General features: G+C 69.7%; 19 protein-coding genes. 4 read left to right on the plus strand and 15 right to left on the minus strand.

All coding sequences use genetic code 11. The features are described from left to right. Window positions 1–60: 60 nt before the first annotated feature. The 10 genes from OG817_RS18775 to hisI are packed head-to-tail and all read right to left on the minus strand — an operon-like array spanning window position 61 to window position 7,531. Window positions 61–768 (minus strand): DsbA family protein, encoded by a 708-nt coding sequence (locus OG817_RS18775; RefSeq protein ID WP_406056332.1) that lies wholly within the window; start codon window positions 766–768, stop codon window positions 61–63. Continuing rightward, window positions 765–1,268 (minus strand): MauE/DoxX family redox-associated membrane protein, encoded by a 504-nt coding sequence (locus OG817_RS18780; protein ID WP_396389724.1) that lies wholly within the window; start codon window positions 1,266–1,268, stop codon window positions 765–767. The genes OG817_RS18775 and OG817_RS18780 overlap by 4 nt, the downstream gene beginning before the upstream one ends. Next, entirely contained in the window at window positions 1,265–1,921 is a 657-nt protein-coding gene (locus OG817_RS18785) for an SCO family protein (RefSeq protein WP_406056334.1), read from the minus strand. The genes OG817_RS18780 and OG817_RS18785 overlap by 4 nt, the downstream gene beginning before the upstream one ends. 7 nt (window positions 1,922–1,928) lie before the next feature. Continuing rightward, window positions 1,929–2,756, minus strand: coding sequence for a tryptophan synthase subunit alpha (gene trpA, locus OG817_RS18790; protein WP_396389722.1), 828 nt, complete (start codon window positions 2,754–2,756; stop codon window positions 1,929–1,931). After that, window positions 2,749–3,963 (minus strand): tryptophan synthase subunit beta, encoded by a 1,215-nt coding sequence (gene trpB / locus OG817_RS18795; protein WP_396389721.1) that lies wholly within the window; start codon window positions 3,961–3,963, stop codon window positions 2,749–2,751. Before trpB ends, trpA begins: the two co-directional genes overlap by 8 nt. A gap of 47 nt (window positions 3,964–4,010) precedes the next feature. Continuing rightward, window positions 4,011–4,820 carry an indole-3-glycerol phosphate synthase TrpC gene (gene trpC / locus OG817_RS18800; RefSeq protein WP_360452878.1) on the minus strand — a complete coding sequence of 270 codons (810 nt, stop codon included), beginning with the start codon at window positions 4,818–4,820 and terminating at the stop codon, window positions 4,011–4,013. Between the two features lie 11 nt (window positions 4,821–4,831). Continuing rightward, window positions 4,832–5,086, minus strand: a complete 255-nt coding sequence (locus OG817_RS18805) for an HGxxPAAW family protein (protein ID WP_360452876.1) — start codon at window positions 5,084–5,086, stop codon at window positions 4,832–4,834. 56 nt (window positions 5,087–5,142) lie between these two features. Beyond that, a complete protein-coding gene (locus tag OG817_RS18810) occupies window positions 5,143–5,673 on the minus strand; it encodes a Trp biosynthesis-associated membrane protein (RefSeq protein WP_406056337.1) in 531 nt (176 codons plus the stop codon). Continuing rightward, the gene (locus OG817_RS18815; RefSeq protein ID WP_406056339.1) at window positions 5,673–7,205 is read right to left on the minus strand and encodes an anthranilate synthase component I; all 1,533 of its coding nucleotides are present in this window, start codon (window positions 7,203–7,205) and stop codon (window positions 5,673–5,675) included. The genes OG817_RS18810 and OG817_RS18815 overlap by 1 nt, the downstream gene beginning before the upstream one ends. Then, window positions 7,202–7,531: a phosphoribosyl-AMP cyclohydrolase gene (gene hisI, locus OG817_RS18820; RefSeq protein WP_360452871.1), complete on the minus strand. Its 330-nt coding sequence runs from the start codon at window positions 7,529–7,531 to the stop codon at window positions 7,202–7,204. Before hisI ends, OG817_RS18815 begins: the two co-directional genes overlap by 4 nt. Window positions 7,532–7,595: 64 nt before the next feature. On the opposite strand from hisI, the gene OG817_RS18825 reads away from it, so the two are divergent. After that, on the plus strand, window positions 7,596–8,708 hold the full coding sequence (locus OG817_RS18825) for a dipeptidase (RefSeq protein WP_406056342.1): 1,113 nt from the start codon (window positions 7,596–7,598) through the stop codon (window positions 8,706–8,708). 136 nt (window positions 8,709–8,844) lie between these two features. Here OG817_RS18825 and OG817_RS18830 read toward each other — a convergent pair whose 3' ends face one another. Next, complete coding sequence (locus OG817_RS18830) at window positions 8,845–9,711, minus strand: GNAT family N-acetyltransferase (protein ID WP_406056344.1); 867 nt, start codon at window positions 9,709–9,711, stop codon at window positions 8,845–8,847. A gap of 195 nt (window positions 9,712–9,906) precedes the next feature. On the opposite strand from OG817_RS18830, the gene OG817_RS18835 reads away from it, so the two are divergent. Both OG817_RS18835 and OG817_RS18840 read left to right on the plus strand, forming a co-directional pair. Then, window positions 9,907–10,920 (plus strand): hypothetical protein, encoded by a 1,014-nt coding sequence (locus OG817_RS18835; protein WP_406056346.1) that lies wholly within the window; start codon window positions 9,907–9,909, stop codon window positions 10,918–10,920. A 241-nt stretch (window positions 10,921–11,161) separates the two neighbouring features. Next, the gene (locus tag OG817_RS18840) at window positions 11,162–11,482 is read left to right on the plus strand and encodes a Fe-S cluster assembly protein HesB (RefSeq protein ID WP_131351896.1); all 321 of its coding nucleotides are present in this window, start codon (window positions 11,162–11,164) and stop codon (window positions 11,480–11,482) included. Window positions 11,483–11,560: 78 nt separating this feature from the next. Here OG817_RS18840 and OG817_RS18845 read toward each other — a convergent pair whose 3' ends face one another. Both OG817_RS18845 and OG817_RS18850 read right to left on the minus strand, forming a co-directional pair. Then, window positions 11,561–13,357, minus strand: coding sequence for an ABC transporter ATP-binding protein (locus OG817_RS18845; protein WP_406056348.1), 1,797 nt, complete (start codon window positions 13,355–13,357; stop codon window positions 11,561–11,563). Then, window positions 13,354–15,174: an ABC transporter ATP-binding protein gene (locus tag OG817_RS18850; protein ID WP_406056350.1), complete on the minus strand. Its 1,821-nt coding sequence runs from the start codon at window positions 15,172–15,174 to the stop codon at window positions 13,354–13,356. The genes OG817_RS18845 and OG817_RS18850 overlap by 4 nt, the downstream gene beginning before the upstream one ends. A 124-nt stretch (window positions 15,175–15,298) precedes the next feature. Here OG817_RS18850 and OG817_RS18855 point away from each other — a divergent pair, with 124 nt between their 5' ends. Continuing rightward, a complete protein-coding gene (locus OG817_RS18855; RefSeq protein WP_396389713.1) occupies window positions 15,299–15,940 on the plus strand; it encodes a TIGR03085 family metal-binding protein in 642 nt (213 codons plus the stop codon). On the opposite strand, the gene OG817_RS18860 is transcribed toward OG817_RS18855, so the two are convergent. Next, window positions 15,926–16,519, minus strand: a complete 594-nt coding sequence (locus OG817_RS18860; RefSeq protein WP_360452854.1) for a VTT domain-containing protein — start codon at window positions 16,517–16,519, stop codon at window positions 15,926–15,928. The genes OG817_RS18855 and OG817_RS18860 overlap by 15 nt on opposite strands. Continuing rightward, a complete protein-coding gene (locus tag OG817_RS18865) occupies window positions 16,516–17,280 on the minus strand; it encodes an MBL fold metallo-hydrolase (RefSeq protein ID WP_406056353.1) in 765 nt (254 codons plus the stop codon). The genes OG817_RS18860 and OG817_RS18865 overlap by 4 nt, the downstream gene beginning before the upstream one ends. Between the last annotated feature and the right edge of the window lies 1 nt (window position 17,281).

The raw sequence follows: 17,281 nt of genomic DNA on the forward strand, positions 1-17,281 counted from the left end.
CGCTACTCGACCCGTCCCACCGCGACCAGAAACTCATGGTCACGATGGGGACTCGGTGCGTCAGCTCGCGATCGCGTCCACGGCCTTCTGCAGGCCTTCCGCGGTCAGTTGGTCGGCGTCGAGCTGCTTGTCGTTGACGTAGACGGTCGGCGTACCGGTCACGCCGCGGTCGTCCGACGCCTTGGAGACGCTGTCGAGCCAGCCGGCGTACGTGTTGTCCTGCACTGCCTGCTGGAACGTCGCGTCGCCGATGCCGAGCTGTTTGCCCAGCTCCATCAGCTGGTCGGTGGTCCAGGACTTGCTGAAGTCGCCGTACATCTCGTCGGCGAAGCTGAGCGCCTTGCCGTTCGCGGCCGCGGCGGCGAACGCGTTGGCCAGTCGCGGCGAGGCGTCCGGGTTGACGAAGCCCAGCGGCCAGTAGGTCAGGGTGGCAGTGCCGTCCTGCACCAGCTTGTCGATGGTCGCGCCGGTCGCCTCCTCGAACTCCGCGCAGTGCGGGCAGCGGAAGTCGAGGTACAGGTCGATGTGCGCCTTCGCACCGGCCTGGCCGACGGTGACACCCTTGCCGGCCTGGCCGGGGCCGGTGATCACGGTCGGCTCGGGCCGCCCGCTCGAGCTCACCTCGACCTTGGAGTGGCCGCGCCAGTACTGCACGCCGACGCCGGCTCCGAGGGCCAGCACCAGCACGATCACCACGATGATCCCGGGCGAGATCCGCCGCTTGGTCTGCTGCACCAGCGGATTCACGGGGGCTTTGGTCTTGCTCACGACGCGGTGACTCCTGTCCGGGCGGACGATTCGGTGGATGGGTCGGACTCGAGGGCGTACTTACTCACAGGGTTCAGCCACAGCCAGGCCGCGAGCAGCAGCAGGCCGACATCCCGCAGGATCTCCTGCAGGTACTTCGTCTGGCCGGGGGCGATCTGTCCGCCGCCGCCGAAGCAGCCGCAGTCGATCGCGAGGCCGCGCGCCCAGGCGGACGCTACCGCGACGATGAACACGATCATGAAAACACCCGCGGCCACGGCCGCGGCGCGGACACCGAAACCGACGATCAACAGCAATCCGATCGCGATCTCCAGGAACGGCAGCCCCCAGCCGACCGGCGAGACCAGCCCGCTCGGCAGGATCTCGTACGCCCGGACCGCCTGCGCCGCGGTCTCCGGATCGGTCACCTTCAGCGCACCCGCCACCAGCATCACCACGCCCAGCACGAGCCGTGCCACCAGGGAGACCCAGGGGAACCACGGCTGTCGCCACTTACTCACTGGTTGTCCTCCACCAGCTTCCCGAAGTCGTGCGCCAGGTCGCCGATGGCGGCGTTCGACAACCACAGCACGTTCGCCTTGTCGTTCTTGCCGAAGCCGATCACCTGGGCACCGTGGCCGACCTCGTAGCCGCCGGAGGGAAGCTTCTGCATCCCCTCCACCGCTACGCCGAGGGCCTGCGCGATGTCCTTGATCGAGGTCAGCGAACCGGACAGCCCGACGAACGACGGGTCGAACCGGTCCAGGTACTTACGGATCACCGGCCCGGTGTCGCGGGCCGGGTCGGTCGTGATGAAGAGCAACTGGACCTGGTCGCGCACCGGCTGGTCCAGCTTGGTCAGCGCGGACGCCACATCGGCCATCACGGTCGGGCAGACGTCCGGGCAGTTCGTGTAGCCGAAGAACACCAGCGTGACCGGCTTCTTGGTCGAGGTGACCAGGTTGAACGGGTTCCCGCCGGTGTCGGTCAGGGTCGCCGCGGGCATCGAGAACGGCCGGTCCAGGCCCGCCCCGCGCAGACCGTTCGGGTCCTGAGTGGTGCGGATCACCGCTCCACCGGGGTTGTCCGCCTCTTCCTTGCCGCCACTGCAGCCCGCGAGGGCCAGCAGAGCCACCGCGGCCAGCAGGAGTGCCGCGTTCCTGGATCGACTCACGGCGGTTCTAACGACCGGCGGCTGTGCTGGGTTCCCTGCGGACACCCTCGGCCAGGCTCTCCGTGAGCCTTCGCACACCCGCCGGACCCTCGCCGGCCTCGACCACCTTGACGAACGCCGAACCGACGATGACCGCGTCCGCGAACGCCGCTACTCCGGCGGCCTGGTCCGCGTTCGAGACACCGAGGCCGACGCCGACCGGCACACCGGTGGCCGCCTTCGTCCGCGCCACCAGCGGCGCCGCCAGGTCCGACGGCTTCTCCCGGGTCCCGGTGACCCCCATCACCGCTGTCGCGTAGACGAAACCGCGGCACGCGGCGGTGGTCATCCGGATCCGCTCGTCGGTCGACGACGGCGACACCAGGAACACCTTGTCCAGGTCCTGCTTGTCCGCGGCGGCGATCCACTCCGCGCCCTCGTCCGGGATCAGGTCGGGCGTGATCAGCCCCGCTCCCCCGACCCCGGCGAAGTCGGCGGCGAACCGGTCCACGCCGTACCGCTCGATCGGGTTCCAGTAGGTCATCACCAGCACCGGCACGTCGGAGTACGACGCGAGCTTCTCCACCGTGCTGAGGACGTCACGGGTCCGCAGCCCACCGGCCAGTGCTGCCTCGGAGGCGCGCTGGACCGTGACACCGTCCATCACCGGGTCGCTGTACGGGAAACCGATCTCGAGCACGTCGGCGCCACCGTCGACCAGCGCCTTGATCGCGTCGATCCCACCGTCGTACGACGGGTAACCGGCCGGCAGGTACGCGACCAGGGCGCCGCGGCCCTCGGCGTTCGCCTTCCGGATCGCGGCCCCGGCCTTGCCCAGGGCAACCACTTCACTCACGACCGGCCTCCGGCGCATCGATCAGTCCGAACCACGTGCTCGCGGTGTCCATGTCCTTGTCACCACGACCGGACAGGTTCACCAGGATGGTTGCCTCCGGCCCCAGTTCCTTGGCGATGTCGAGCGCACCGGCGACCGCGTGCGCCGACTCGATGGCCGGGATGATGCCCTCGGTCCGCGACAGCAGCCGGAACGCTTCCATCGCCTCGGCGTCCGTGATCGGCCGGTACGACGCCCGCCCGGTCTCGGCCAGCCACGCGTGCTCCGGCCCGACCCCCGGATAGTCCAGACCGGCCGAGATCGAGTGCGACTCGATCGTCTGTCCGTCGTCGTCCTGCAACAGGAACGACCGCGCGCCATGCAGTACGCCGACCTGCCCGGCGCTGATCGTGGCCGCGTGCCGACCGGTCTCGAACCCGTCACCACCCGGCTCGATGCCGTACAGCTTCACCTCGGTGTCCGGGATGAACGCGGCGAACAGGCCGATCGCGTTCGATCCACCGCCGACGGATGCGACCGCGGCGTCGGGTAGCTTGCCGAGCAGTTCGAGCGACTGGACCCGCGCCTCGTCGCCGATGCCACGGACGAAGTCGCGCACCATCGCCGGGAACGGATGCGCGCCGGCCGCCGTACCGAGGAGGTAGTGGGTCTTGTCGACGCTGGCGACCCAGTCGCGCAGCGCCTCGTTGATCGCGTCCTTCAACGTCCGGCTGCCGCTCTTGACCGGGATCACCTCGGCGCCGAGCAGCTTCATCCGGGCCACGTTCAGGGCCTGCCGCTCGGTGTCGACCTCGCCCATGTAGACCACGCACTCGAGGTCCAGGTAGGCGCACGCGGTCGCGGTCGCGACACCGTGCTGGCCGGCGCCGGTCTCGGCGATCACGCGGGTCTTGCCCATCCGCTTGGTCAGCAGCGCCTGGCCGAGCGCGTTGCGGACCTTGTGCGCACCGGTGTGGTTCAGATCCTCGCGCTTCAGCAGGATCCGCGCACCCGCCGCCTCGGACAGCCGGGTCGCGTCGTACAGCAGGCTCGGGACGCCGGCATACTCACGCAGCATCCGGTCGAACTCGCCGGTGAACTCCGCGTCGGCCATGGCTTCCTGCCAGGCCCGGGTCAGCTCGTCGAGTGGCGCGATCAGCGCCTCCGGCATGAACCTGCCGCCGAAACGGCCGAAGTGCCCGAGCTGGTCGGGCAGCACAGTACTCATCCGTAAAGCCTTCCAAAGTCCCCGGCCGGCCTACGGCGCGGGGGGTTCTAGTGCCGCTGCTGGATGGCGGGGTGCGATCCGGCGGCGACGAGGTCGGCAACCGAAGCACGGGGATCGCCGCCGGTCACCAGGGTTTCACCGACGAGGACGACATCGGCCCCGGCGCGCGCGAACTCGATTACATCATGCGGACCGCGAACCCCGGACTCCGCCACCCGGACCAGGTTGGCCGGGATGGTCGGCGCGACCCGGGCGAAGGTGTCCCGGTCGACCTCGAGGGTCTTCAGGTTCCGGTTGTTCACGCCGATCAGCTGGGCGCCGGCGCCCACCGCACGCCGGGTCTCCTCCTCGTCGTGCACCTCGACCAGCGGGCACAACCCGATCGAGTGCGCGCGCTCGATCAGCGAGACCAGCGCCTCCTGCTCCAGCGCCGCGACGATCAGCAGCACCATGTCGGCACCGGCCGCGCGGGCCTCCCAGAGCTGGTACGACGAGATCACGAAGTCCTTGCGCAGTACCGGTACGTCGACCCGGCCGCGGACCGCCCGCAGGTCGTCCAGGCTGCCGTTGAACCGGCGCTTCTCGGTCAGCACCGAGATCGCCGCGGCGCCACCGCCCTCGTACTCCCCGGCCAGCGCGGCCGGGTCGCTGATCTCGGCCAGCTCGCCCCGGGACGGGCTGGACCGCTTCACCTCGGCAATGATCGCGATCCCGTCGCCGCGGAACACCGGCATCGGGTCCTTGGCGTCGGGCTTGCGCTGCGCCTCCAGTTTGAGATCGTCCAGGCTGACCCGCGCCTGGCGCTCCGCGAGGTCTTCCCGAACCCCCACGAGAATGTCGTCAAGCACAGTCGTCATCGGTCAACTCCTCAGTGGTGGCCGTCTGCCGGGACACCGAAGCCCAGCAGTTGCATCACCTTGCCGGTCAGCGCGCCGAGTACGGCGATCGCGACCGAGATCCAGAACAGCAGCCAGTTCGGGCCGAGCACCATTGCGATGGCCCCTAGCGTGAACGCGACCAGCACGATGACCACGGCGGTCCAGGCCGCCGGGCTGTTGCCGTGCAGGTCGTGAGCCTCCTCGCTCACCCGCGTCACCGCTTGATCGGCTGTCGTATTGTCCATGGTTGGCGCCACTCCTCGTCGTCGTCCCGTCCTATTGTGGCGGTAGCCCGCCGAGCTCAGAGAGTCGGGTCCTCTCCCGCGTCGATCGCCTTCCACTGATCGGCGGGTGTGGCGGCCGGATCACGCTCGTAGCGAGCGGTCGCGCGCCGCCAGCGATGCGCTGTCAGCAAGGCGATCAGGCCCGCCGCGACCAGTGCCACCCCGCCGGCCAGGGCGAACCACGGGGCCGGACCTCCGGTCACGGAGACGTGGTCGGTGAGCGCCTGGCTCAGCTCTGGGCGGATCCTGCCCAGCTCGTCCGAGCCCGGTCGCACCTGCAGCGCGACACCGATGGCGCCCACACCCATCAGCAGCAGCAGAGCGCTCAGCACCCGCCGGAGCGCCGTACCGGCGAGTTTGGTGACGACAACGGCGACCAGCGACGCCAGCGCGAGCGTCACCGGCGCCTTGGTGACGGTGTAACCGTTGAAATCCACGACCGGCCGCCCGCTGCCCGGATCGGCCGAGGACCAGGTCAGGTACGCCGACAGCCCGAGCAGGACGAGCCCGACCAGAGCCAGCAGGTCAACCAGTCGCTGCGGCTTCATCACACATCACTGAACGTTCCCGCGACGGCGATGGCGTTCAGCACCGCGGCCGCCTTGGTCCGGCACTCCGCGTCCTCGGCCGCCGGGTCGGAGTCGGCGACGATGCCCGCACCCGCCTGCACGTACGCCGTCGTACCGCGCAGGACCGCGGTCCGGATCGCGATCGCAGTGTCCGCGTCGCCGGCGAAGTCCAGGTAGCCGACCACGCCGCCGTACACGCCACGCCGGGTCACCTCGAGCTTGTCGATGATCTCCATCGCCCGCGGCTTCGGTGCCCCGGACAACGTTCCGGCCGGGAACGCGGCGGTGAGCGCGTCGAACGCGGTCCGCCCGGCGGCCAGCTGACCGGTGACCGTCGACTCAAGGTGCATCACGTGGCTGTAGCGGCGGACGTCCATGAAGTCGACCACCTCGACCGTGCCCGGGGCGCATACCTTGCCGACGTCGTTGCGGCCGAGGTCGACCAGCATCAGGTGCTCGGCGCGCTCTTTGGCGTCGGCGCGCAGCTCCTCCTCCAGCGCGTGGTCCTCCTCCGGGGTGGCGCCGCGGCGGCGGGTGCCGGCGATCGGGTGCAGGATCACCTTGTTCTCGGTGACCTTCACCAACGCTTCCGGGCTCGAGCCGACGATGTCGAAGCCGTCCAGGCGGACCAGGTACATGTACGGGCTCGGGTTCGACCGGCGCAGCACCCGGTAGACGTCCAGTGCGGACGCGGTGTTCTGCAGCTCGAATCTCTGGGACACGACGATCTGGAACGCCTCGCCGGCCCGGATCTCCTCCTTGGCGTGCTCCACCGCCTCCCTGTACTCGGCGCTGGACCGCTGCCGGTACGGATCCGGCTGCGCGCCGCGGTCCGCGCGAACGACGTACGACGGCGTCGGCTGAGCCAGGTCGGCCTCCATCGCGTCGAGGCTGCGGACCGCGTCCGCGTACGCCTCGTCGACCCGCTCGTCGGAGTCGTCCCAGTTGACCGCGTTCGCGATCAGCCAGATCTCGCCGGTCTCGTGGTCGAGAGCGGCCAGGTCGGTGGCGAACAGGAAGGTCAGCTCGGGCAGGCCGAGGTCGTCGGTCGTTGTGTCCGGCAACCGCTCCAGCCGGCGGACGGCGTCGTACCCGAGGAAGCCGACCATGCCACCGGTCAGCGGAGGCAGGTCGGGCAGGCGGGGCGTGTGCAGGATCTCCAGCGTCTCGCGCAGCGCCTGCAACGGGTCGCCGGTCTCCGGCAGGCCGACCGGCGGGTTGCCCGTCCAGACGGCCTGGCCGTCGCGCTCGGTCAGGGTCGCGGCGGAGCGGACGCCGATGAACGAGTAGCGGGACCAGACCCCGCCGTTCTCGGCGGACTCGAGCAGGAACGTGCCCGTGCGCTCGGCCGCGAGCTTGCCGTAGACACCGATCGGCGTCTCCGCGTCCGCGAGCAGCCGGCGCGTCACCGGGATGACACGGCGGTCCTTGGCGTACTCCCGGAAGGTCTCGAGGCTGGGGCTGTTCACGGCTTCCTTCGCGATCGTGGTCTCGGTGACGCTCTGGTTCACGGCTTGACCTCGATCTCGCCGTGCTCGAAGCAACTGCGGGTCCCGGTGTGGCAGGCCGGGCCCTCCTGGTCGACCAGCACCAGCAGGGTGTCGGCGTCGCAGTCGACGAGGATCTGCTTGACGTGCTGACGATGGCCGCTGGTCTCGCCCTTGACCCAGTACTCCTGCCGGCTGCGGGACCAGAACGTACTCCGTCCGGTCTCCGCGGTACGGCGTACCGCCTCGGCGTTCATCCAGCCCACCATCAGGACCTCGCGCGTGTCGTATTGCTGCACCACTGCCGGGATCAGCCCGGCCGCGTCGAAGGTCAGCTCGTCGATGCTCACCCACCCATTGTCGCCGATGCACGGCCGCCGCCTGACCGCGGGCAGAATCTGTCAGGATGGCGAGATGACATCGAGTGAGGCGAGGGTTCGGGACGTCCTGACGGCGCAGCCGGTGATCGACGGGCACAACGACCTGCCGATCGCGTTCTACGAGTTGTGCGACTACGACCTGGACGCACACGACCTGAGCGGTTCGGTGCCGCAGCTCCACACGGACCTGCCGCGGCTGCGAGAGGGACAGGTCGGCGCGCAGTTCTGGTCGCTGTGGGTCCCGCAGGACGAGCACTCGGTCCGGCGGACGTTCGAGCAGCTCGACTTCGTGCTCCGGCTGGTGGAGCGGTTCCCCGACGCGCTGCAGCTGGCATCGACCGCCGCCGACGTCGAAGCGGCGATCAAGGCCGGCCGGGTCGCCTCACTGATGGGGATGGAGGGCGGCCACTCGATCGGCGAGTCCCTCGGCGTACTGCGGGTGATGCGGGAGCTCGGCGTCCGGTACATGACGCTGACCCACAACAACAACGTGTCCTGGGCCGACTCCGCGACCGACGAGCCCGTGCTTGGCGGACTGAACGACTTCGGCGAGGAGGTCGTCCGGGAGATGAACCGGATCGGCATGCTGGTCGACCTGTCGCACGTCTCCCCCGACACGATGCGGCACGCGCTGCGGGTGACCAGCGCGCCGGTGATCTTCAGCCACTCGTCGTCCCGGGCGGTCTGCGACGTACCCCGGAACGCACCGGACGACGTACTGGAGACACTCGCCCGCAACGACGGCGTGTGCATGGTCACCTTCGTCCCGTACTTCGTCTCCCAGGCGTACGTCGACTGGGTCGCGGGAGCGCGCGAAGCGGCGGAGAAGCAGGGCCTGGACCCGAACGAACCGCAGACCAGGAAGCGGCTGGCCGAGATCTACGGCAAGCCCAAGCCGCTCGCCACTCTGGCCGATGTGGTCGAGCACGTCGAGCACGTGCGCGAGGTCGCCGGAGTCGACCACATCGGCGTCGGTGGCGACTACGACGGGTGCCCGGAGTTCCCGGTCGAGCTCCCGGACGTGTCGTCGTACCCTGCTCTGTTCGGCGCCCTGGCCGATCGCGGCTGGAGCGACGACGAACTGGCAAAGCTTGCCGGGGGCAACATCCTCCGCGTACTCCGGGCCGCCGACGACGCGGCCGCCTAGTCGTTGCGGTACGCCTGGTCGTTGCGGTACGCCTGGTCGTTGCGGTACGCCTAGTCGATGCGGCCGCCTAGTCGATGCGGCCGCCTAGTCGATGCGGCCGCCTAGTCGTTGCGGTACGCCTAGTCGATGCGGCCGCCTAGTCGTTGCGGTACAGGTCGCGCTTGTCCGGCAACTGCTCGAAGCCGGCCGCCTTGTAGGTGGCGACGGCTCCGACGTTGAAGCCAGGCGTGCACACGATCGCGCTGGACGAGCCCAGGTCCTGCAGGGCTCGCGCCGCCGCGACCGTGATGGCCTGGCCGTAGCCGCGGCCGCGATGCAGCCGGTGCACCCCCATCGGCTCGAGCAGCCCCGGCCTGCCCTCCCCGGCCGACCACACAGTGACGGCCGCCACGGACTCACCGATCTCGTTGCGCCCCACCAGGCATCGCGCGTCCGCGTACGGCACGCCGTCGGCCATCGCATGCCAGCGCGCGTCGGTGAACGTGGAGCCGTCGAACGACGCCCGCTGCACGGCCGTCCGCTCGTGCGCCTCCTCGGCCCCGATCACGTCGACGCGGAGGCCGGGATCCGGCACCGGCTCGCTCAGGTCGCGACGCAACGGCACCCACGGGTCGTCCGTCATCCACCCGTCCTTGAACAGCAGGTCCTGGACGAGCGAGCCCATCGGGGCCTCGACGTACACCTTGCCCTCGATCAGGACACCGCGCTCCGGCGCGGAGACGTCCTCGGCCAACTGCTGTGCGAGCTCCTCGTCATGCTGCAGATCCGGCGCGATCGCCAGGCGGATCAGCTCCGGCTCGTCGAGCATCCCGGCCGCGACAACCTCGCCGTCACGGCTCCACGTCCTGGTGGCAGCGGCCGTCCGCTCCGCCCCGAACCGCCAGAACCACCCGAGATCCCCCGGATGCAACTGGATCGGAGCCTCATCGTCCTGCCACCCGCGCAACACCCGCACAACGTTGCCCAGCTCATCAACCCCCGGCATCCCCAACACAATCGCCATACCCGCATCACACACCACGCCCCCGACACTCCGCACCCTGGTTTCCCCCGCCGCGCCCACCAAACCCACTTTGAGCACCCACCAACCACTATCGGCACCGAATTCCGGCTACCCCGCGCACAAAGTGGGTGGTTGTCCACAGACGAGCGAGAGGTCGGGTGCACACGGGGGTACGGCGAGGGCAGGCTGGGTCGGGTGGAACGACTCGGGGACGGGGTGCGTGAGCGACTGCTGGCGACTCGGCTGACGGCTCGGCGCCGATCGATGCTGCTGGGGCTCGGACTCAATGATGCCGACCTCCGCCGTCTGCTCCGGAACCGCCATCTACAACACCACCACGGGCACTATCTCGCCGCAGCCGTCGACGAGGAGATCGCGAGGATCGTCTGTGCTCAGGCCGCCTATCCGGGTTCGGTCGTCAGCCACTTCAGCGCGGCCCGGCTTGCCGGCGTACGGACCTGGATTGACGCCGGGCGGCTGTCCGGCCCGTCAGAGGGAGCCGTGTGGCTGACCAGACCACCCGCGGCCAAGCGCAACCAGCGCCGCCCGGACATCGTCGTACGACGTGCCGGGCTGACACCTGCCGATCTCTCGCGACACCGGGACCTGCCGGTCACGAGCGCGGCCAGAACCGTCGTCGACCTAGCGCGGGAGCTGCCGCTTCGCGAGGCGATCGTCAGCATCGATCACGCGTTGGCGATCGGTACGACGCCGGCCGAACTCGACGCCGTCGTCGAACGTCAGCATCGTTGGCCCGGCATTGGGCGGGCGCGTGCCTCGATCGGCTTCGGCGATCCGAGGTCGGAGTCGGCGCTGGAGTCGATCGTGCGAGCCGCGTTCGCCGCCGCAGGGCTGCCCGCGCCCGTCCTCCAGGCCCAGTTCTTCGACGGTGTCGCCTGGATGCCTGAGCGGGTCGATTTCTGGTGGCCGACGTACCGGACGGTCGCGGAAGCCGATGGACTCGCGAAGTACGAGGCCGACAGTGCCGCGGAACGCCGACGCCTCCTGCGCCGGAGCCATCGACGCGACCAGCGGCTGAGCGACCGGGGCATCGAGCTCGTTCACTTCGGCTGGGAAGATGCGGTCGACCCCAGGTCGGACCTGTTCGCCCGGCTTCGAGCAGCCTTCCACCGCGGCGAGGCGCGCTCCGGCGAACCCCCCACCTGGCGCGCCCCCCACCCCACTCCGACCACCCCGCACGCCGCCTGACCACCCACCCGCGGCGGGACCTTGAGCACGGCTCGACCACGCACGACGCGAGTTCGTGGATGGTGGGTGCCCAAGGTCGCCGCTCGAAAGGCGAGCGCGCGGACTTTGGGCACGGGTCGACCATGTTTGGCGTGGATTTGTGGGTGGTGGGTGCTCAAGGTGGCGAGTCACGGGGTGGTGTTTGCGTTCTGGGGGATCGGGCACGGGGCGGGCTCAGTGAAATCTACGGATGGAGTGGGCTGTGCTTACCCTGACTGAGAACGCGACCCTGGTGATCAAGAGCATCACGGGGGTCGAGGGCGCGCCGGAGGGGGCCGGGGTGCGGATCTCGCAGGAGAACCCGGCGGATCCGGCGCTCGCGGTGACGACGACGGAGGCGCCGCGGCCCGGTGACCAGGTGGTGGAGGAGGCCGGAGCACGCGTGTTCCTGGAGCAGAACGCCGCGAACGCCCTGGACGACAAGATCCTGGACGCAGCGGTCGACGACAAGGGCGGTGTCGAGTTCCTGCTGGTGCCGCAGCCGGGAGCCGGTCAGCAGAACGGCGCTGCCCCGACCTCCTGAGCATGACCGTGGGTGCGGCCGGGACCACCCTCCCGGGTCCCGGCTCCATCCCTTCGCCCAGCGGTCAGGCCCAGCTGGTCAGGCCACGCTGCGCTGCGCGATCCAGCTGTCGTGCAGTCGCTCGTACACCCCGCCGGCGCCGACCAGCTCCGCGTGCGCGCCGCGCTCCACGATCTCCCCGTTGTCGAAGACCAGCACCTCATCGGCCGCCTCCGCGGTCGACAACCGGTGCGCGATGGTGACGGACGTACGCCCGGTCATCAGCCGCTCCAATGCCGCGTTGACCCGGACCTCGGTGCCGGGGTCGACGGCTGACGTCGCCTCGTCGAGCACCAGCAGGTCGGGGTCCGCGATGTTCGCCCGGACCAGCGCGACCAACTGACGCTCCCCCGCGGACAGCGACTCACCACGCTGCCCGACCGGCGAATCCAGTCCGTCCGGCAGCGACTCCAGCCAGTCCGTCAGGCCGAGCGATTCGAAGGCCGTCAGCAACTCCGCGTCCGTGACCTCCGGCCGGCCGAACCGCACGTTCTCGGCCAGCGACGCGTCGAACAGGTAGCCGTCCTGCGGCACCATCACGACCCGCTCGCGCAGCGACTCGAACGAGATCTCCCGCGCGTCCACGTCGTCCAGCAGCACCGAACCCGAGGTCGGATCCATCAACCGGGTCAGCAGCTTCGCGAACGTCGTCTTCCCCGACCCGGTCTCGCCCACCACCGCGACCCGCCGATGCGGCTCGATCCGTACGCCGACGTCGCGCAGTACCAACTCGCCTTCGGGGTAGGCGAAGTCCACGTCCGCGAACTCGACCGTGATCGGCCCGCGCGGCTGCTTCACCCCTGACTCGCCCGGGTCGACCACGTCGGCCGGTGTCGCGATCACCCCGAGCACCCGCCGCCAGCCGGCGAACGCACTCTGCGCATCAGTCAGCACCTGCGTCGCGATCTGCACCGGGTCGGAGAACAGCGCCACCAGGAACATGAACGCGAGGAGCTCCCCCAGCGTCGCCTGCTTGTCGACACCCAGCAGCACACCAACCGACAGCACACCGGCGTTGGCCAGACCCGCCGCCAGACCGCCGATCGAGAACGTCACCCCCGTGAGCGCCTGAGCCTTCGTCGCCTGCTTCCGATAGTCCTCGATCGAGGTGTCGATCCGGTCCTGCGTCCGCTTCTCGATCGCGTACGCGCGGACCACCTGTGCGCCGACCACCGGCTCGGCGACCGCGGACAGCATCTCGCCGACCTTCGCCCGGACGATGCCGTACGCCTTCGACATCGCCCGCTGCAGGTACTTCAGGCTGGCGAACAGCGGGATGAAGCACAGCAGCACCACCAGCGCGAGCTGCCAGGAGTAGACGAACATCACCACGGTCGCGAGCAGCATCTGGCCGATGCTGACCAGGAAGATGAACCCACCGAACTGCAGGAACTGCGACACCGTGTCCACATCCGACGTGACCCGGCTGACCAGCGCGCCGCGCCGCTCGGTGCTCTGGGTCAGCACCGGCAGGTCGTGCACATGGCGGAACGCCTTGATCCGCATCGTCGCCAGCCCGTGCTCGGAGTTGATCGCGAGCCGCACGGTCGTCAGGTACGACGCTCCGGCCGTGACGAGGATGCCGAGTGTGCAGACCACGCACATCCAGGCGACGTACGACAGGTCCGCTCCGCCCGGACCGGACAGCCCCTTGTCGATCGTCTGCTGCACCGCGATCGGTACGACGATCCGCCCGGCGGTCATGGTCAGCGCGAGGATCCCGGTGACCCACCACCCGTTCGCCAGCTCGGGCGACACCTTCAGCCCTTGCCGCAGGGTCTCGAGACCACCGGCGTCATCGCCGTGGTCCAACCGGCTGGCTTCTGCCCCACTCACGCGGATGCTCCTTCCGAGTCCAGATCGTCGATCTCCGCGGCCAGATCCGCCTCTTCCTGGCGTCGCTCCGCGTCCTTCTCGTAGGCGTCGACCAGATCCCGGTAGGCGGCCGACGTCTCCTGCAGTTCGGTGTGCGTCCCGTGCGCCGCGATCCGGCCCTCGTCCAGGAACAGCACCTCGTCCGCGAGCGAGATCGTCGCCTTCCGGTACGCGATCACCAGCACGGTCGTCGCCGCGTCGGCGTCCTGTACGGCGGACCGCAGCCCGGCCAGGATCCGCGCCTCGACCTGTGGGTCGACCGCGCTGGTCGCGTCGTCCAGGATCAGCAGGCGAGGACGCCGTACCAGCGCGCGAGCCAGGGCGATGCGTTGCCGCTGGCCGCCGGACAGCGTCGTACCGCGCTCGCCGACCTTGGTGCCCAGGCCGTCCGACAACTGCTTCACGAAGCCGTCGCCCTGGGCGATCCGCAGCGCATCCCAGACGTCCTCGTCGCTGTAGTCGCCGCCGAGCGTGATGTTGCCGCGGATCGTGTCGTCGAACAGGAACGCGGTCTGCGCCACCAGCGCGACCGACCCGGCCAGCTCGTCGCGGGCCAGGTCTCGCAGGTCGACCCCGTCGACCTTGACCGCGCCCTGCTCCGGATCGACCAGCCGCATCAGCAGCGTGGTCATCGTGGACTTCCCGGCGCCCGTCGGCCCGACCATCGCGACGGTCCGTCCGGGGTCGAGGATGAAGTCCACTCCGGCCAGTACGTCGCGGTCCGGCAGGTACCCGAACCGTACGCCGGCCACCTGCAACCTGGCTGCCTTCGTCGAGGTCAGCCGCGCCTCGCCGTACTCGATCCCGCCCTCGGCGGTCAGCACCCGCTGGATCCGGTCCCAGCCGACGACCGACCGCGGCAACTCACCGAGCACCCAGCCCAGCGCGCGGATCGGGAAGCCGATCAGCGTGAACAGGAACGCCACCTGGACCACGTCACCCGCGTCCGCCCCACCCGACTGCACCCGGACGACGCCGACCAGCAGTACTGCAAGCACACCGAGCCGCGGCAGGCCGTCGATCACCGGGTCGAACAGGCCGCGGGCCTTGTTCACCGCGATGTTCGCGTCCCGGAGCTGGTACGTCGGGTCCCGGAAGCGCTCGGTCTCGGCGGCCTCGCGACCCAGCGTCTTCACCACCAGCGCGCCGTCGAACGACTCGTGCGCGACCTCGGAGACGTCGGCACGGAGCTGCTGCGCCCGGGTGGCGAGCGGCTGGAGGTAGCGCTGGAAGATCACGTTCGCCACAAACACCAGCGGGAACACCAGGCAGCCGACGAGCGCGAGCCAGGGGTCGGCCGCGAACATCGCCACGGTCGCGAACACCAGCATCGCGATCACACCGATCGCCATCGGCAGTGGAGCGATCACGAACCAGGTCGACTCCACATCCGCGTTGGCGTTCGACAGCAACATGCCGGTCGAGTGCTGGTGGTGCCACTCGAGCGGAAGCTTCAGGTACTGCCGGGTGACGCGGCGGCGGTACGTCGCCTGCAGCCGGAACTGCATCACGCCGGCTCCGAGCCGACGCCCGACCACGCCGATCGCGTTCAGGATGGCGATCCCGATGAACAGGCCGATCAGCGAGGCGATCGCACCGAAGGTGGTGTGACCGGTCTCGAAGGCGGGCCGGAGCACGTGTTCGGTCGCCCAGCCCAGCGCCCAGCCGATGGCCACCGTCATCGCGCCGTAGAGCATGGCGGCGAGCACGGAGAAGGCGAAGATCCACGGCTCCTCCCAGATCGCGACCCGCAGAACTGCGAGCCCCCGCCGGGTCACACTTCCCTTGTCGGGGACTTTCGGCTGCAAGACACTCTCCAGGGCAGTCAGGTGCGAACACCAGGCACAAGCATGACAACGAATGACATTCTGCCATTCGGTGCAGACAACTACGATCGAGTTCGTGACCGACTACAGCCGGGTAGAACGACTTGCTCTGTGTGATCTGTTCGATGAGCTGGGGCCCGATCAGCCGACGCTCTGCGAAGGCTGGACGACCTACGACCTCGCCGTGCATCTGTACGTGCGCGAGGCCGATCCGATGGCGGGACCCGGCATCATGATTCCGGCCTTGTCGGACACCACCGCGCGGCGGATGGCGCGGGCGAAGGGGCGCTACAGCTTCGCCGAGGTCGTCGACAAGGTCCGCAACGGGCCGCCCCGGGCCTCGATCTACGCGTTCCCGAAGCTCGGCCACCAGCTCAACACCACCGAGTACTTCGTGCACCACGAGGACGTCCGCCGGGCCCAGCCGTCGTACGAGGTCCGCACGCTGCCGGCCGAGCAGCAGGAGGGCCTGTGGAAGGGCGTCCGGCTCGGCGCGAAGTCGTTCCTCCGGAAGGCCCCGAGCGGCGTGGTGCTCAGACTCCCCGACGGTACGACGTCCGTCGCGAAGCGACCCACCGAGCGCGGGTCCGTGACCGTGACCGGCGAGGCGGCCGAGCTGGTGCTGTTCTGCATGGGCCGCCAGCAGGTGGCCGACGTCCAGCTCGAGGGTGACGCGGAGTCGGTCGAACGGCTCCGCAGCGCGTCATTCGGAGTCTGACTTCCCCGCGCGCCGACGACGCGCTCGCTGGACCATGCTGCTGGCCACGGTGGTCAGTACGACGAGCACGATCGCGGCCAGCACGCCCTGCCACGGCTCGTCGAACAAGACGAAACCGAGGAGTCCGATCGCCATGTAGACCGCCGCCCAGATCGACGACGCGGCCAGGTCCACGACCGCGAACCGCTCCCAGCTGTACCCGGCCAGCCCGGCCGCGAGCAGCACCGGGACCCGGCCGCCCGGGATGAGCCGGGACGTCAGCAACACACCTATCTCGTGGTCGTCCAAGCGGTCGCGCAGTGCGTCCAGTGAGGCGTTGTCGCGCAGCCAGCCGATGCGTTTGGCCAGCCGCTCGCCGCCGAACCGGCAACCGGCGTACACGATCAGGTCGCCGACGTAGGCACCGGCGGCACCGGCGATCAGGACGCCGACCAGCCCGATCGGATTGCTGTGCGAGGCCAGCACGGCACCGGCCGAGACGGCCGCGCCGGTCGGCAGCACCGGCAGGACCGCTCCGATCAGAACGGCTCCCGCGAGTGCGAACAGGTACCAGAGGTCGAAGCGCGTGTCGCCGCTCATCCGCGGACCTCGGCCGACTCGCCAGGCAGCAGGAGCTCCACCCGCACCGCGGGATCCAGCTCGGCCATCGCGGTCTTGAACCTGTCCCCCGGTGGCAGGAACAGCTCCGGCTTGAGCCAGTCGCACCCGATCGGCCAGAACGTCCCGAAATGTACCGGCACCGCCGTCGTGGCTCCGACCCGCTGAACCGCTTCCGTGGCGCGAACCGGATCCAGGTGCCCCTCACCGAGCGACGGCCCCCAGCCGCCGACGGGAACCACGGCCACGTCGACCGGACCGGCTTCCGCGGCCAGACCGTCGAACAGGTCGGTGTCGCCGGCGAACCAGACACTCGGCGAGCTATCCACGCGGTAGCCGAGAGCGGGTCCGGCGTACGACGACCATGGCAGCCGGCGGCCGTCGTGGTGAGCGGTCACCGCAGTGATGTCCAGGGAACCGATCCGCACCTGGTTGCCCGGGGCGACCTCGATGCAGCGATCCGACAGGGCGGCGCCCTGGTCCTGGTGGATCAGCTTCGCCGATCCCCGCGGCACGACCAGCGCGGCGTCCGGCGCGACCAGCGCCAGCGATGGCAGATGCAGGTGGTCGGAGTGCATGTGCGACACGAGTACGGCGTCACACCGGCCTGCGTCGGGCAGCGGGGCCGGACCACGGCGACGGCGCAGATGCGCGATGCGCGAGGTCAGGACGGGGTCGGTCAGGAGCCGCGTGCCGTCCGCCTCGATGGTGGTGGTGGCGTGCCCCCACCAGGTGATCCGCACG

Source organism: Kribbella sp. NBC_00889, assembly GCF_045207705.1.
In the GTDB taxonomy this organism is placed as follows: Bacteria; Actinomycetota; Actinomycetes; order Propionibacteriales; family Kribbellaceae; genus Kribbella.